We start from the raw sequence: 14,022 nt of genomic DNA on the forward strand, positions 1-14,022 counted from the left end.
GGATCAGATGCCGCTCTGGCCGTCGGAGCCGATATAGGCAATGCGGATCATGTTGGTGGCGCCGGGCGTGCCGAGCGGCACGCCGGCCGAGATGATGATGCGGTCGCCGGGCTTGCCGAAGCCTTCATCGGCGACGATGCGGCAGGCGCGGTTGACCATGTCGTCGAGATCGGTGGCGTCATGGGTGACGACGCAATGCAGGCCCCAGACGATGGCAAGCCGGCGCGCCGTCTTGATGATCGGCGACAGCGCCAGGATCGGCACCTGCGGACGTTCGCGCGAGGCGCGAAGGCCTGTCGTACCCGAGGAGGTATAGCAGACGATCGCCGACAGTTTCAGCGTCTCGGCGATCTGGCGAGCGGCGAGCGAGATCGCATCGGCGCCGGTCGCTTCCGGCTGGGCGCGCTGCGCATAGATGATGCCGGGATAATGCGGCTCGCGCTCGATCGCAGTGGCAATCGACGCCATGGTCGAGACGGCTTCGACCGGATAGTCGCCGGAGGCCGATTCGGCCGAAAGCATGACGGCGTCGGCGCCTTCGAAGACGGCGGTCGCGACGTCCGACACTTCGGCGCGCGTCGGCACCGGCGCCGAGATCATCGATTCCAGCATCTGCGTGGCGACGACCACCGGCTTGCCCGAACGGCGGCAGGCGCGGATCAGCTGCTTCTGGATGCCGGGAACCGACTCGAGCGGCATTTCGACGCCGAGATCGCCTCGGGCGACCATCAGGGCATCGGACAGCTCGATGATTTCCTCGATGCGCTCGAGAGCCTGCGGTTTTTCGATCTTCGACATCAGGCCGACGCGGCCGCGGGCGATCTTACGCACTTCGGCAAGGTCGTCGGGACGCTGGACGAAGGACAGCGCCACCCAGTCGACATCGTCGGTGGCCAGCACGGCGTCGAGGTCGGCGCGGTCCTTATCCGTCAGAGCCCCGACGCCGAGCAGCGTGTCGGGAAGGCTGACGCCCTTGCGGTCGGAGATGCGCGTGCCCGAAATAACGGTGGTAACGATGCTCTTGCCGTCGCATTTTTCGGCGCGCAACGCCAGCTTGCCGTCGTCGATCAGCAGGCGATGGCCGGGCTGCACCGATTCCAGGATTTCGGGATGCGGCAGATAGACTCGGTTCTGATCGCCGAGCGCTTCGTTGTTGTCGAGCGTGAAGGTCTGGCCGGGCTTCAGGTCGACCTTGCTGTCGACGAACCTGCCGACACGCAGTTTCGGTCCCTGCAGATCGGCGAGAATGCCGATCGGCCGGCCGGAGCGGGCTTCGACCGAGCGAATGCGCTGGATCAGCGTACGCATCAGGTCGTGGCTCGCATGGCTCATATTGATGCGGAAGACATCGGCACCGGCCTGGTGCAGCTTCTCGATCATCGATTCCTCGGCGGAGGCGGGCCCGAGGGTGGCGAGGATTTTAATTTTGCGATTACGCTTCATCAATTCTGGCTTTCTTGCGTCCCTGGGGTGTCGGAGAGTTGGACCATCCAGCTGCCCTGGCGGCCCGTGTCGTATTCCTTGAATCCCATCTTCTGGTAACCGCGGGCATAACAATCCTGGACGCCCGAGATCTTGAACTCGTTTTCCGCCACGCACATCTGCACGTCCCCCGTCCATCGTCCTCCCCGGGCGGCGTCCTCTGCGTAGAGGTAATAATAACGCGACTGCAGTTCTCCCTCGATCAGCGTGGCGCAGGTTGTTGCCGGCACTTGCCACCAGCCTTCCGTAACCCAGCCATCCTTGGCCCGGTACCCGATCGCGACGCCGACGAGATTCTGTGTTCCGTTGCAGACGCGAAAATCGGCGCGTGCGGCATCTGCGATGAAGAACGGCATAAAGGCTGCAAGAGCGAACAGAGCGAGTCGGACCAGCGGTCCGGACCGCGTGAGGAAACTTGGCGCGGCTTGAATCAACACGGCTCCCAAATAGCTCCACGGTTATTCATATCCGTGTCTTCTTGCGCCGCCGTCATGCGAAAGTCAACGCGATGCTAATCGATTATATTTCCTTTCATAAACTGTACGTCAAGGGTCATCTCCGTTCCTGCCGCCTGTAGTGCTTGAACCGTCGGCAGCCACATGCGATCACTGAGCCCGACCGCGCAATGACGAATGGCAATTCCTTCATGGACGACTTCCAATCCTTCGAAATCCTATCCGGCAAACATGACAAAGGCATGGTGATCCTCGCCGATCACGCGATGAACCGCCTCCCCGCGCGATATGGCCGGCTCGGCCTGCCCGATGCGGCCTTTGCCCGCCACATCGCCTATGACATCGGCATCGAGAGCCTGACGCGGCAGCTTTCGTCCAGACTCGGCGTACCCGCGGTGCTTGGCGGCTTCTCGCGCCTGCTGATCGACCCGAACCGCGGTGAAGATGACCCGACGCTTGTCATGAGGATTTCCGACGGCGCCGTCATCTCGGGCAATCATCCGATCACACCGCAGGAATGGGAGCATCGTATCGAGGCCTTCCATCGCCCCTATCACCATGCGGTGGCGGCAACGATCGATAGGGTCGCGAACGCCACCGGCCGGGCGCCGCTGGTCCTGTCGCTGCATTCCTTCACGCCGGCGTGGAAAGGAATTCCCCGCCCCTGGCATGCCGCAGTCCTCTGGGACAGCGACCGGCGCGCCGTCGGCCCGCTGCTCGACATGCTGCGCGCCGATCCGGATCTCTTCGTTGGCGACAACGAGCCCTATGACGGCGCCCTGAAGGGCGATACCATGTACCGGCACTGCATGATGACCGGCATCCCGCACGCGCTACTCGAAATGCGCCAGGATCTGATCACAGACGAGACCGGGATTGCTGCATGGGCCGAACGCCTGGCGCCGATCTTTGCGGTGATGAACGCCGATCCTGCCCTGCACGAATACGACGTCCATCTGTCGCGCACCGGTCCCTATTGAAGGAAGGAAAGCGAGATGACCGCGCTCAGCAAAGAACAGCAGACCGAATTCGAAGCCGCCGCCTTCCGCCGCCTCGTCGCGCATCTTCAGAAGCGCAGCGACGTGCAGAACATCGATTTGATGAATCTCGCCGGCTTCTGCCGCAACTGCCTGTCGAACTGGTACCGCGAAGCTGCCGAAGCCGAGGGCGTTGCGATGACGAAGGACGAATCGCGCGAAATGGTCTACGGCATGCCTTACGAGGACTGGAAAAATCTCCACCAGAACGAGGCCTCGCCTGTGCAAAAGGCCGCTTTTGAACTGAACAATCCGCACAAATAGCCCATCACGCGGCGAATAGGCTTGACCCTCGCGCCGCTTCGCGGCAGTCACGGGCATCCAAAATTATCATCCCAATCAGGAGAACACGATGTCTGATGCTCATGGCGTCGCCCGCGACCAGCTTCGCGCTTTCATCGAGCGCATTGAACGGCTGGAAGAAGAAAAGAAGACCATCGCCGACGACATCAAGGACGTCTATGGCGAAGCCAAGGGAATGGGCTTCGACACCAAGATCCTGAAGAAGGTCGTGGCGCTGCGCAAAAAGGACGAGCAGGAGCGCATGGAAGAGGAAGCGATCCTCGACACCTACCTGCACGCGCTCGGCATGATCGAGTCCCCGCCGGAAGGCTGATCTGCCTCGCATCACAGTTGTCGATAAGCCGCTGGAGCGATCCGGCGGCTTTTTTTCTCAGGCTAATCCGCCGTTAAGCCGTCCGACCAAGTCCAATTGCATCACGACGTCGGTCTGGGGGTCCTCGCCAACCATAAATGTCGTGCTGCCGATCGCAGCAAATCCGACCCGCCTGTAGAATGCCAAGGCTCGATTATTCCGTTCGAACACCGTCAACTCCAAGTGTGTAACGCCGCGCTTCCCGGCCTCGCCAACAACGGCGTCGAGAAGCCCGCCGGCCAATCCGCGTCCCCTCCACCCGGCATCGACATAAATTCGCTTGAGAAGAGCAGAGCGTTCATCGGCCAAGCGCACGACGACATGCGCATACCCAATGATCAGATTATCGGCCATCGCGACAAAAACGGCGGCTGAAGGATCGTCGATCTCGGCAGCCTGGCGTTCCGTGCTGAAATGCTCGTCGATATAGGATTCGAGATCGGACGCTGCTGTGTCGCCGCTGTAGGTGTCGCGGAATAGTCGTACCGCGAAGTCGGACAAGGCTTCGGCATCAGATCGGCGCGCGCGTCTAATCATCGACGCGGCTGGCAAAGCACCCTCTGTCACGACATTCTCTCCCTTGATCCTCGAGCGGATAGAGCGTGCAGAATGCTTCAGGAGGATAGTTTCGGCAAGGATAATGGCCGCAATATGCCTGCCCGAGCGAGACGAGCGCCGTTGCGTCTAGGGAATCTACAATTGGTTGGCGGCTGCCGATCGCATCGGCAGCTTCCGATACTTCGATGATCGGCACGCTCAGTTCGTATTGAACTTGCGCACTTCCATGAAGTTGACGGCCGTACCGCTGAAGCGGGCCGGATCGACCGAGGCGGTCTTGACGTTGAAGCCTTCGGCATAGACGGCGGTCGGCTGGGCACGCATCGTCTGGCTGACGAAGCGCGGCGCCTTGACCTGCTTGGAGGCCATTTCGAGGCGGGCATTGGTCAGCGCCCACTGCGAAATCATCTTCTGCGTCAGCTTCGGCTCGGTACGCACCGTCGCGCGGCTGGCGTCGGCCGCAGCGGCCTCCTTATGCGTCGGGCGGCCACCCTTGGTGGGAACAGCCGGTGCCACGGCGTTTTCGGCGGCCGGTTCGTCGAAGGCGTCGCCGAAGCTTGCCGACTTCGTGACTGGCGCCAGGGCTGCGAGTTGAAGCGACGGTTTCTGGGCAGGCGGCTGTTGCGGCATCGCGGCGTTGATCGCCTGCTCAACCGTCATCTCGGGAGCATGCGCAGCGACCTGATTTTCGTCACCCTTGTTCTGCTGGTCGAGAGCATCGGCAACGGCAGGAGACAGTCCGCCGTCCTGATCGGCCTCGTCGGCCTCTGCTTCCGGATCGGCATCGGCCGCAGCGAGAAGCTTTTCGGCCAGAGCAGGACGTTCAACCGGTGTCGGAACCGGCATTCCGCTCAGCATGGCGGGGTCGGTCGACGCAACTTCGGCATCGCCGGGCGCGCGGCGCTGACCAAGAAGCGAGGGGACCGGGATACTGTAGGCGCTGAGATCAGCGAATTGCTGCGGCTGGGCTTGATCGACCGGGAGCGCGGCCAAGGCCTGCTGCGCGGCATTACCCGAAGGCGGCGCCACCAGGGCGCTTGCCACTTCGCTACCGGCCGGCTGATTGCTGAATGCCGGACGAACCTGCGGCACCGGCGCGTTGACATCGGCGACCTCAGTCTGTTGCGGCTCGGCAGGGGCAGGCTCGGCCTTCGGCGGCGTCGCCTTGGCGACGGCGACCGGGGCCGAATCGTCGGTATCGTCTTCCTGCTCGTCCGCGCCGCCGCCGAAGAGCGCCGCAAACAGCGTTTTGTGCTTCGGCGCCGATTCGGAAGCGCTGGCGATCTCGATCTGTGTGCCGCTGACGCGGCGCTTGTAGTCGGCCATCGCCTGCTGATAGCCCGGCAGCGGCTTACCGTCGGCCGGAATATGGATGGTATTGCCGTTCGGGAACAGCCGGACGAGCTCGTCGCGGCTCATGCGCGGCCAGGCGCGAACACCGCCGACATCCATGTGCACGAAGGGCGAGCCGGATTTCGGATAGAAGCCGACGCCGCCGACCTGCATCTTCATGCCGATGCCGCGCAAGGTTGCGAGCTTGACATCAGGAATGAAGAAATCCATCGCCTTGCCGAGCATGTGCTGGCTCTTCTCGGCGACGCCGGAATTGCGCGAGCGCCCGCGCAGCATCTCGTTGGTCGCCGGCGAGCGGAAGCCGCAGACAACATTGATGTAGTCCCGTGAACCGCTCTGGCGATAGACCTCCCAGATCAGGTCGAACAGGCGCGGATCCATCTTCGTCGGCTGGTTCTTGCGCCAGTCACGGAGGAAGCGGTTCAGCTGCTCCAGACCCTTGGGATCGAACTTGCCGTTACGCTTGTAAGTGATGACAGCCTTTTCGCCGGTATGGATGAAATAGAGCTTGAGGCTGCGGGTTTCGCCCGCGGCCTCGGAAGGCGTACTGACGAATGCCGGCGAGGAAACCGCAAGCGCAAGAAGGGCGGCCGCCGCCGTCCTCACTGCCTTTCCGCAGATGTCGGCGCACAAAGAACGCCAGCTCAAGCGCGAAGGCTTGGAAATCCCATTCAGATTCGGCAACTCGATCCCCGTCAGACAGACAATGTCCCGTACTGTCTCAGATGACTGTCAAATGCGGTCACACGATGGCAAAAATGCCACACATGATCAACCTTTTCTTTACATAGTGAACGAGCCACTAACAAGTGGTTTATGATCAGTAACAAATCGTGGTTGCCTGAGTCTTAATAAATAAGGCTTAAGCCGCATCTTTCTGGGGATTATCGGGGTCTATGCCGTAATCTTTGAGTTTGCGATAAAGTGTGGATCGTCCGATGCCAAGCTTGCGCGCCACTTGACTCATCTGTCCGCGATAGAATTTGAGCGCGAATCGGATGAGTTCCTCCTCGACATCGGCAAGCTTGCGCACATCGCCCGAGGGGTTGACGCTGGCGATTGCATTTTCTAAGGCCTCGGACAGGCGGTGATGGTGAACCTCCGGCGGCGCCCGGTATTCTTCGCTATATGCCTCGTCCGCGTCGAGACCGGTATTGTCGGCGACGAGCGCCAGGTGATCCACCACTTCATATTCCGGAAGCTGGGCGGCGATCTGCGGGAAGTCCGCCTCGGTCAGCTCCGGCCCTTCGGCGAGAACAACCGCGCGGAAGATCGCGTTTTCGAGCTGGCGGATATTGCCCGGCCAGTCGTAGGCGGTCAGCAGCGCCAACGCGCCTGAATTGACAGTCATGCGGCGGCCGTTCTTCTGCTCGCCGGAGAAGCGGTCGGCAAAGACGCGCACCAGGTGCGGAATGTCTTCCTTGCGCTTGCGCAGCGCCGGGATGGTGATCGGGAAGACGTTGAGGCGATAGTAAAGATCTTCGCGGAAATGACCGTTCTTGACTTCTTCGATCAGGTCCTTGTTGGTTGCCGAGATCAGCCGGACATTGACCTTCTGGGCGGTGCGCGCACCGACGGTCTCGATCTCGCCCTGCTGCACCGCGCGCAGCAGCTTCACCTGCACTTCGAGCGGCAGGTCGCCGATCTCGTCGAGGAAGATGGTGCCGCCGTCGGCCTCCATGAACTTGCCGATGTGACGTTCGGTCGCGCCGGTGAAGGCGCCCTTCTCATGGCCGAAGAGGATGCTCTCGACGAGGTTGTGCGGGATCGCCCCGCAATTGACGGTGACGAACGGCTTGTTCGAGCGCTCGCCGCCGGACTGGATGGCGCGCGCCACCAGTTCCTTGCCGACGCCGGATTCACCTTCGAGCACGACGGGAATGTTGGATTGCGCCGCCCGCTGGGCAAGATCGATGACACGGATCATTGCCGGGCTGGCCGATACGATATCGTCGAAGCCGACGGAGCCCGAACGCGACCGGCGTCCGGCCCGTGCCTTCACCTCGCGCTGGTCGAGCTTCATCGCATTGGAGATCGACGTGGCGATGCGTTCGGGCGAAACCGGCTTGACGACGAAATCGAAGGCGCCGGCGCGCATCGCCTGCACGACGGTCTCGATGCCGCCTTGACCCGTCTGCACGATGACCGGGATCTGCGTGCCGAATTCGTGAAGCGCGTCGAGGAATTCGAGGCCGGTCATCTCGGGCATCATCAGGTCGAGCACGATGACGTTGAAAAGGCCGCTGTCGCGTTTGACCATTTCAAGGCCGATCCGGCCGTTTTCCGCCTGGTGCACGACATGGCCGTGACGCTCGATTGCGTTTTTGAGCAGGCGGCGCTGCACCGGGTCGTCCTCGACCACGAGGATTTGCCCTGCTCCCTTGAGCTCATTGTAACCGGTCATTGTCGCCTCACTTCATGCGAAACCATGGAGGGCACTCTGGCAGAAAGGCTTGAACATCCAGTTTTGAGAAACAATTGCATTTTAACGATTGCGACGGCCGTTTTTCGTGCCGAAGCGAGGCCTTTGATGGGCCGAAAGGCCCTTGATGCGGCGCCTTCTCACGCTTATTCAAACAGATCTGTTATAAAGTGGAGAGGAATTGCGTTTATGAAAATCAAGCTCCAGCACGCCAGCCTTCGTTTGTCGCCTGCAGCGCCAGCGGGGCCTGCCGATCCGGCGCTCGGCGATCTGCCGGTCTGGAAGCTGCAGGATCTTTACCCCTCCGCCACGTCGACCGCCTTCGTCGCCGACATGGAAAAGGCCGGCAAGGCCGCGATCGCCTTCGAGGAAAGGTGGAAGGGCAAACTCGCCGACGCCGCGACGAAAACCGGCGCTGAGGGCATCGGCGCGGCGCTGAAGGAATATGAGGCGCTTGACGACATCATGGGCCGCCTCGGCTCCTTTGCCGGCCTCACTTATTTCTCCGACACCACAAACCCGGTCAACGGCAAGCTCTACGGCGACGTGCAGGCCAAGATCACCGAATTCTCGGGTCATCTCCTGTTCTTCGCGCTGGAGCTGAACCGCATCGACGACGCGGTCATCGACGCCTGCATCGCCAACGACCCCGATGCCGGCCATTATCGCCCCTGGCTGATCGACCTCAGGAAAGACAAGCCCTATCAGCTCGACGACAGGCTGGAGCAGCTCTTCCTCGAAAAGTCGATGACATCGGCCGCCGCCTTCAATCGCCTGTTCGACGAAACCATGGCGGAACTCCGCTACGAGATCGATGGCGAGAAAGTGCCGCTCGAAGTGGCCTTGAACATGTTGCAGGAGAAGGACCCGGAGGTCCGCCGCAAGGCCGCCATGGCGCTCGCCGAAACCTTCAAGGCCAATATCCGCATCTTCACGCTGATTACCAACACGCTTGCCAAGGACAAGGATATCTCCGACCGCTGGCGCGGCTTCGAGGACATTGCCGACTCCAGGCACCTCGCCAACCGTGTCGAGCGCGAGGTCGTCGATGCGCTCGCTGCCGCCGTCCGGGAAGCCTATCCCCGCCTTTCGCACCGCTATTATAAAATGAAGGCGAAATGGCTCGGCATGGAGCAGATGAACTTCTGGGACCGCAACGCGCCGCTTCCGGAAACCTCCAGCGCCGTCATCTCCTGGTCCGACGCGAAGGACACGGTGCTGTCGGCCTACGGCAATTTCGCCCCCGAGATGGCTGATATCGCCAGGCGCTTCTTCGACGAGCAATGGATCGATGCTCCGGTCCGTCCCGGCAAGGCGCCCGGCGCCTTCGCCCATCCGACGGTCCCCTCGGCCCATCCCTATGTGCTCGTCAACTATATGGGGAAGCCGCGTGACGTGATGACGCTTGCCCATGAACTCGGCCACGGCGTGCACCAGGTTCTCGCTGGCGCGCAAGGGGCACTGATGTGCCAGACGCCGCTGACACTTGCCGAAACCGCCTCCGTCTTCGGCGAGATGCTGACCTTTCGCGCGCTTCTCGAAAAGACCACCGACAGGCGTGAGCGCAAAGCGATGCTCGCCCAGAAGGTCGAGGACATGATCAACACGGTCGTGCGCCAGATCGCCTTCTACGAATTCGAGCGCAAGCTGCACACTGCCCGCAAATCAGGCGAGCTGACCGCCGACGACATCGGCGAACTCTGGCTCTCGGTCCAGTCCGAAAGCCTCGGGCCGGCGATAAGCATTTCCGAGGGCTACGAGACCTATTGGGCCTATATCCCCCACTTCATCCACTCGCCCTTCTACGTCTACGCCTATGCTTTCGGCGATTGCCTGGTGAATTCGCTCTATGCCGTCTACCAGAAGGCCGAGAAGGGTTTCCAGGAGAAGTATTTCGAGCTGCTGAAGGCCGGCGGCACCAAGCATCACTCGGAACTTTTGAAGCCTTTCGGCCTCGACGCCACCGATCCGTCGTTCTGGAGCCAGGGTCTGTCGATGATCGAAGGGCTGATCGACGAGTTGGAAGCTCTGGATAAGGGCTGAAATTCGTTTCGAATAGGACTGGAGCAGTCCGCCGCAACGAGTCTCCTTCTCCCCAGCGGGGAGAAGGTGCCGGCAGGCGGATGAGGGGGCGGCACAGTAGACCCCGCCCTCAGGAGCAAAACTGAAAGCGTTGCGTGGCTGACCAACCCTATATCCTCTTCCGAGATGATACGACCGGCCAGGTGATGCTTTTCGCTGAGCCGGCGGACATCATTGTCGCGCGAACGAGCGCCGAATTCTTTGCCGGCCTTATCAGAATGGAAGAGGCCAAGGCCGCAGGCAAATGGCTTGCGGGCTACATGGCCTACGAGGCCGGATATCTCTTCGAGGAAAAACTCGCCTCTTTCGCCGACGAAAACCGCGAAACACCGCTTCTCCTTTTCGGCGTCTTCGACGCTCCGCAGCCGGACACACACCCGCTTGTCCAGCCGAAACAACGTCTCGAAAACGAGGAATTCCTCACGGCCCCGAAAGCCGCCTGGGATTTCCCTATATATAAAGAGCGTTTCGACCGGCTTCACGAGCATCTCAGGCTCGGCGACGCCTATCAGGCGAACCTCACCATGCCGGTGGAGGCTCGCTGGAACGGCGATCCTCGCGCTGCCTTCTGGTCGCTGATCGAACGCCAGCCGGTCAAATACGGTGCGCTGGTCGATCTCGGCGGCCCCGTCATCCTGTCACGCTCGCCCGAATTGTTCTTCCGCACCGATGAGCAACGCTGGATCGAGACCCATCCGATGAAAGGCACGGCCAAACGCGGCGCCACCGCCGCCGAGGATGCCGAAATCATCGAGGCCATGCGCAACGACATCAAGACGCAAGCCGAAAACCGCATGATCGTCGATCTCCTGCGCAACGATATCTCCCGCATCACCGAGGTCGGCACGCTCGATGTCCCGAAGCTCTTCGATGTCGAGACTTATCCGACCGTCCACCAGATGGTCAGCCATGTGCAGGCAAGGCTGTGCCCCGGCCTTTCGATCCGCGACATCTTCTCCGCCCTATTTCCCTGCGGCTCGATCACCGGCGCACCGAAGATGCGAGCGATGGAAATCCTCCACGCGCTGGAGGATGCTCCCCGCGATGCCTATTGCGGCGCGATCGGCATAATCTCGCCGAGCGGCGCCATGCGTTTTTCCGTCGCGATCCGCACCATCACGCTTTTTGAGCGCGGCAGGGCCGTCTTCAATGTCGGCGGCGGCATCGTCTTCGATTCAACCGCCGAGGCCGAATATGAGGAATGTCTACTCAAGGCCCGCTTCGCCGTCGGTGACCAATGGATCGCGCGATGACCGATTTTTCGCTGATCGAGACGCTGCGCTGGGAGCCCGGCGACGGCTTCATCCGCCTGCGGCTGCATCTCGCCCGGCTTTCCCGTTCCGCCCGTCGCCTTGGCTTCCCGCAGCCGATCGAGGCGGCGGCCAAGCTCGAGCACGCCGTTGCTGGTTCTGCCGGTCCGCTGCGCATCCGACTGGCCTCCGACGGGCAGGGCCGCATCGAGGTAACGCGCGCGGCTTTCGTGCCGCTGGCGCCGGAGACGATTTGGACGATCCGCATCGCCGAGACCCGCCTCGATTCCACCAACAGGCTGCTGCGCCACAAGACCACGCGCCGCGCCGTCTACGAGACGGCGCGCGCCGAATATGCGCCCGATGAGGCCGATGAAGTCATGCTGTTGAACGAGCGCGGCGAGGTCTGCGAGGGTACCATTACTTCCGTCTTCCTCGATGACGGGACCGGTATGCTGCGCACTCCGCCGATATCCTGCGGCCTGCTTGCCGGCGTGCTGCGCACCGAGCTCATTTGCGCGCGCAAGGCGCGTGTCGGCCGCCTCACAGTTGCTGATCTCGATACCGGCACGCTTTACATCGGCAACTCGCTGCGCGGCCTGATCCGCGCCAATCTCGTCAGGACGTGATCATGTTCATTCTCTCCCTCACCTATCGCAAATCCAATGACGAAGCCGACAGGTACATGGAGCCGCACATGGCCTGGGTGAAAGAGGGGTATGCCAAAGGGTGGTTCCTCGCCTCCGGGCGAAAAGTGCCGCGCACCGGCGGCGCGATCCTCGCAATCGGCGACCGCGCCGCGATCGAGGCCTATGTCGCCGCCGATCCGTTCACCATCCATGGCGTCGCCGAATATGACATCACCGAGCTTGCCGTGACGACGACGGTCGAAGGGCTGGAAATCCTGAAACGCTGATTTTTGCAGAGGCGGGACGGATGATCCATCGCCTGCCGGTCTCACCCGCCCGATATTTGACCTTTCCCGGTCAACGCTCTTTATTGTGACGGCGTTTTGTGGTTAGAGCCGGTCACCTCGCAATTTCTGCGGCAATTTCAAAAGAATTCTTCAGGCTGATCGCCTTCGTCCCCTTCCACAGGAGAAAAGAATGACGGACAAGAACCACCCGGTATATGCCGAAATTACCGGTCCGATCGTGATGATCGGCTTTGGCTCCATCGGCCGCGGCACCCTGCCGCTGATCGAGCGCCACTTCAAATTCGACAAGAGCCGGATGGTCGTCATCGACCCGCGCGAAGAGCCCTCCGACATGGAGATCCTGAAGAAGCACGGCGTCCGCCACATCAAGGAATATGTCACCAAGGACAATTACAAGGAGCTGCTGAAGCCGCTCCTGACGGAAGGCGAAGGCCAGGGTTTCTGCGTCAACCTCTCGGTCGACACCTCCTCGCTCGACATCATCAAGCTCTGCCGCAAGCTCGACGTTCTCTACATCGACACCGTCGTCGAGCCCTGGCTCGGCTTCTACTTCGACAAGGGCATGAGCAACGCCGACCGCACCAACTATGCGCTGCGCGAAACCGTGCGCAAGGAAAAGGCGAAGAACCCGGGCGGCGCCACCGCCGTCTCCACCTGCGGCGCCAATCCGGGCATGGTCTCCTGGTTCGTCAAACAGGCTCTCGTCAACCTCGCCAATGACATTGGCCTCAAGTTCGACGAGCCGGACCAGCACGATCGCGAAGGCTGGGCCAAGCTGATGAAGAAGCTCGGCGTCAAGGGCGTCCATATCGCCGAACGCGACACCCAGCGCACCAAGCATCCGAAGCCGCTCGACGTCTTCTGGAACACCTGGTCCGTCGAAGGCTTCATCTCCGAAGGCATGCAGCCGGCCGAACTCGGCTGGGGCACGCATGAAGAATGGATGCCGAAGAACGCCAAGAAGCACAAGAAGGGCAACAAGGCGGCGATCTACCTGGAACAGCCGGGCGCCAACACCCGCGTTCGCACCTGGTGCCCGACGCCCGGCCCGCAATACGGCTTCCTCGTCACCCATAACGAGTCGATTTCGATCGCCGACTATTTCACGGTCCGCGACAAGGACGGCGAAGTGACCTTCCGCCCGACCTGCCACTACGCCTACCATCCGGCCAATGACGCTGTGCTCTCCCTGCACGAGATGTTCGGCAATGGCGGTACGCCGCAGCCGGTCCATCACGTTCTCGACGAGGACGAACTGGAGGACGGCATCGACGAACTCGGCGTCCTGCTCTACGGCCATGAGAAGAACGCCTACTGGTATGGCTCGCGACTGTCGCTCGAAGAAACCCGCCGCATCGCGCCTTATCAGAACGCCACCGGCCTGCAGGTGACCTCTGCTGTTCTCGCCGGCATGGTCTGGGCGCTGGAAAACCCGACGGCCGGCATCGTCGAAGCCGACGAGATCGACTACAAGCGCTGCCTCGAAGTGCAGATGCCCTATCTCGGCCCGGTCGAAGGCCATTACACCGACTGGACTCCGCTCGACGGCCGTCCGGGCCTCTTCCCCGAGGACATCGACACCAAGGATCCCTGGCAGTTCCGCAACATTCTCGTTCGCTGAGAGTGCTCAGCATAAGCTCGATGATGCCCGCCGCAAGGCGGGCATTTTTGTAACGCTGGCTGTATAAATGGCGTCCCGGCCGCGCCAAGCCTTGCCATCATGGCGGGCGCACGCCATGTTTTGCCCGAACTTGGCGGGTGACCGCCACGCCGAATCGCCGGGAGAAGCCT

Annotated in this window: 13 protein-coding genes; 8 read left to right on the forward strand and 5 right to left on the reverse strand. The window is 61.6% G+C overall.

Going from position 1 to position 14,022, the window contains the following annotated elements; translation table 11 throughout:
• Window positions 1–3: 3 nt before the first annotated feature.
• Together pyk and EFD56_RS12600 are read right to left on the reverse strand one after the other, a co-directional pair.
• Window positions 4–1,443 carry a pyruvate kinase gene (gene pyk, locus EFD56_RS12595; protein ID WP_126905416.1) on the reverse strand — a complete coding sequence of 480 codons (1,440 nt, stop codon included), beginning with the start codon at window positions 1,441–1,443 and terminating at the stop codon, window positions 4–6.
• On the reverse strand, window positions 1,443–1,928 hold the full coding sequence (locus EFD56_RS12600; RefSeq protein WP_012485172.1) for a DUF1036 domain-containing protein: 486 nt from the start codon (window positions 1,926–1,928) through the stop codon (window positions 1,443–1,445). Before EFD56_RS12600 ends, pyk begins: the two co-directional genes overlap by 1 nt.
• 200 nt (window positions 1,929–2,128) lie before the next feature.
• Between EFD56_RS12600 and EFD56_RS12605 the strand changes: the two genes are divergently transcribed.
• From EFD56_RS12605 to EFD56_RS12615, 3 genes are all read left to right on the forward strand, one after another.
• Window positions 2,129–2,917 carry an N-formylglutamate amidohydrolase gene (locus EFD56_RS12605; RefSeq protein WP_126905511.1) on the forward strand — a complete coding sequence of 263 codons (789 nt, stop codon included), beginning with the start codon at window positions 2,129–2,131 and terminating at the stop codon, window positions 2,915–2,917.
• A gap of 15 nt (window positions 2,918–2,932) precedes the next feature.
• On the forward strand, window positions 2,933–3,238 hold the full coding sequence (locus EFD56_RS12610; RefSeq protein WP_037118048.1) for a DUF1244 domain-containing protein: 306 nt from the start codon (window positions 2,933–2,935) through the stop codon (window positions 3,236–3,238).
• Between the two features lie 88 nt (window positions 3,239–3,326).
• Window positions 3,327–3,590 carry a DUF2312 domain-containing protein gene (locus tag EFD56_RS12615; protein ID WP_003585771.1) on the forward strand — a complete coding sequence of 88 codons (264 nt, stop codon included), beginning with the start codon at window positions 3,327–3,329 and terminating at the stop codon, window positions 3,588–3,590.
• A gap of 57 nt (window positions 3,591–3,647) precedes the next feature.
• Here EFD56_RS12615 and EFD56_RS12620 read toward each other — a convergent pair whose 3' ends face one another.
• The 3 genes from EFD56_RS12620 to EFD56_RS12630 form a co-directional block, all read right to left on the reverse strand.
• Window positions 3,648–4,196: a GNAT family N-acetyltransferase gene (locus EFD56_RS12620; protein WP_245440583.1), complete on the reverse strand. Its 549-nt coding sequence runs from the start codon at window positions 4,194–4,196 to the stop codon at window positions 3,648–3,650.
• Window positions 4,197–4,385: 189 nt separating this feature from the next.
• Entirely contained in the window at window positions 4,386–6,224 is a 1,839-nt protein-coding gene (locus EFD56_RS12625; RefSeq protein ID WP_126905417.1) for a peptidoglycan L,D-endopeptidase MepK, read from the reverse strand.
• 178 nt (window positions 6,225–6,402) lie between these two features.
• Window positions 6,403–7,944 carry a sigma-54-dependent transcriptional regulator gene (locus tag EFD56_RS12630; protein ID WP_126905418.1) on the reverse strand — a complete coding sequence of 514 codons (1,542 nt, stop codon included), beginning with the start codon at window positions 7,942–7,944 and terminating at the stop codon, window positions 6,403–6,405.
• Between the two features lie 207 nt (window positions 7,945–8,151).
• Here EFD56_RS12630 and EFD56_RS12635 point away from each other — a divergent pair, with 207 nt between their 5' ends.
• The 5 genes from EFD56_RS12635 to EFD56_RS12655 all read left to right on the forward strand — a co-directional run bounded on the left by EFD56_RS12635 (window position 8,152) and on the right by EFD56_RS12655 (window position 13,852).
• Window positions 8,152–10,005, forward strand: coding sequence for a M3 family oligoendopeptidase (locus EFD56_RS12635; protein WP_126905419.1), 1,854 nt, complete (start codon window positions 8,152–8,154; stop codon window positions 10,003–10,005).
• Between the two features lie 185 nt (window positions 10,006–10,190).
• Window positions 10,191–11,297, forward strand: coding sequence for an aminodeoxychorismate synthase component I (locus EFD56_RS12640; RefSeq protein ID WP_245440585.1), 1,107 nt, complete (start codon window positions 10,191–10,193; stop codon window positions 11,295–11,297).
• A complete protein-coding gene (locus EFD56_RS12645) occupies window positions 11,294–11,923 on the forward strand; it encodes an aminotransferase class IV family protein (protein ID WP_126905421.1) in 630 nt (209 codons plus the stop codon). The genes EFD56_RS12640 and EFD56_RS12645 overlap by 4 nt, the downstream gene beginning before the upstream one ends.
• Window positions 11,924–11,925: 2 nt before the next feature.
• Window positions 11,926–12,210, forward strand: a complete 285-nt coding sequence (locus EFD56_RS12650) for a YciI family protein (RefSeq protein ID WP_126905422.1) — start codon at window positions 11,926–11,928, stop codon at window positions 12,208–12,210.
• A gap of 190 nt (window positions 12,211–12,400) precedes the next feature.
• A complete protein-coding gene (locus EFD56_RS12655; RefSeq protein WP_126905423.1) occupies window positions 12,401–13,852 on the forward strand; it encodes a homospermidine synthase in 1,452 nt (483 codons plus the stop codon).
• Window positions 13,853–14,022 lie beyond the last annotated feature (170 nt).

Origin of the sequence: Rhizobium phaseoli (assembly GCF_003985125.1) — a bacterium.
Classification (GTDB): Bacteria; Pseudomonadota; Alphaproteobacteria; order Rhizobiales; family Rhizobiaceae; genus Rhizobium; species Rhizobium phaseoli.

Excerpts from the sequence above, each read along its gene's own strand:
- EFD56_RS12630 (WP_126905418.1), bottom strand. The coding sequence starts at position 7,944 with ATGACCGGTTACAATGAGCTCAAGGGAGCAGGGCAAATCCTCGTGGTC.
- EFD56_RS12640 (WP_245440585.1), top strand. The coding sequence starts at position 10,191 with ATGCTTTTCGCTGAGCCGGCGGACATCATTGTCGCGCGAACGAGCGCC.
- EFD56_RS12655 (WP_126905423.1), top strand. The coding sequence starts at position 12,401 with ATGACGGACAAGAACCACCCGGTATATGCCGAAATTACCGGTCCGATC.
- pyk (WP_126905416.1), bottom strand. The coding sequence starts at position 1,443 with ATGAAGCGTAATCGCAAAATTAAAATCCTCGCCACCCTCGGGCCCGCC.
- EFD56_RS12605 (WP_126905511.1), top strand. The coding sequence starts at position 2,129 with ATGGACGACTTCCAATCCTTCGAAATCCTATCCGGCAAACATGACAAA.
- EFD56_RS12635 (WP_126905419.1), top strand. The coding sequence starts at position 8,152 with ATGAAAATCAAGCTCCAGCACGCCAGCCTTCGTTTGTCGCCTGCAGCG.
- EFD56_RS12650 (WP_126905422.1), top strand. The coding sequence starts at position 11,926 with ATGTTCATTCTCTCCCTCACCTATCGCAAATCCAATGACGAAGCCGAC.
- EFD56_RS12645 (WP_126905421.1), top strand. The coding sequence starts at position 11,294 with ATGACCGATTTTTCGCTGATCGAGACGCTGCGCTGGGAGCCCGGCGAC.
- EFD56_RS12610 (WP_037118048.1), top strand. The coding sequence starts at position 2,933 with ATGACCGCGCTCAGCAAAGAACAGCAGACCGAATTCGAAGCCGCCGCC.
- EFD56_RS12615 (WP_003585771.1), top strand. The coding sequence starts at position 3,327 with ATGTCTGATGCTCATGGCGTCGCCCGCGACCAGCTTCGCGCTTTCATC.